Below are 1,015 nucleotides of genomic sequence, written 5' to 3' on the forward strand. Positions count from 1 at the left end.
GCCGAGGACCTCGCGGTAGCCGGCGAGGGGGCCGTTGCGCAGGGCGCGCTTCCACTGGGTTCGCGCGTGGACGAGCAGGGCCACGCCGACGACGGTCAGGCCGCCCGCGGCACCCACCGCGGCGAACAGGTGGGCGTCGAGCGCCGCGGACAGCGGGATGCCGACCGGCAGGAACAGCCCCGCCATCAGTGCCAGCAGCCCCAGCCAGGCCGCCGGTCGGCGTTGTTCCGTCTCCAGCGCCTTGCGCCGTTCCGTCAGCAGCGCGGTCACGGCCGCGTCGTCGGTGTAGTCGACGTCGTAGCGGGCGCCGATGTCCCGCGCGGCATCCCGTACCCGGGCGTCGGACCTCAACGCCGCCCCGCTCACCGGCAGTAGACCCATCCCCGTCCCCGCTTCCTCTGCGTACGCGCTCCGTCACCGATCCGAGCGAAGATCATGGCACGGGCGGTCGGGGCCCTCGTGAGTGAATCGTGCAGGGGTCATGGGTGCACCGTGATGAACAGCACGTGGACGGCATTCGGCTCTGGCCGTCCGTGATTCGCGCGAGCACAGTGGGAGGGGCTGCTCGGCGGGCGGTGCTCAAGGGGGTCCCGCGGGTGCGAAGTTGCAGCTGGGTAACGGTGCAGGGGGTGAGTGCGCGGGGAGTGGGCGTGCCTTGAGGGGCCTATGTGCGGCTGATACGGTGCGATGGCTTGACACTCGCCTTACTGCTGGTTATTCGCCCAGGTCGGGTGCGTCAGGGGATGCCCCGGGACGTCAGCGGTCGGGCGGACACGGGCGAAGTGTCCGAAATTGCAGATGATTCTGCTTACTTGGGCGATCGATGCCCGAGTTGGTACGTGGCAGACAATTTCTTGGTTGTACGGGGAGCGGTTGCGTGAAGATCCAGGAGCGTACGGGGGCGGGCGCGGGACGTTCCGCGGCTCCGGCTCAGCCGTCGGTCGGTGACCGGCTTCCCAGCCCTCCTCGCGAGCGCAAACCGGCGCTGGCCGCGCTGGCGGTGCTGCTGATCCTG

At 70.0% G+C, this 1,015-nt stretch carries 1 protein-coding gene; it reads right to left on the reverse strand.

Annotation, left to right across the window (positions count from 1 at the left end; genetic code table 11):
• Positions 1 to 381: hypothetical protein (locus tag ACFU7D_RS29945; protein ID WP_378874220.1), on the reverse strand; the 381-nt coding region annotated here is incomplete at its 3' end.
• Positions 382 to 1,015: the final 634 nt, after the last annotated feature.

This window comes from Nocardioides sp. NPDC057577, from assembly GCF_042801335.1.
In the GTDB taxonomy this organism is placed as follows: domain Bacteria; phylum Actinomycetota; class Actinomycetes; order Propionibacteriales; family Nocardioidaceae; genus Nocardioides.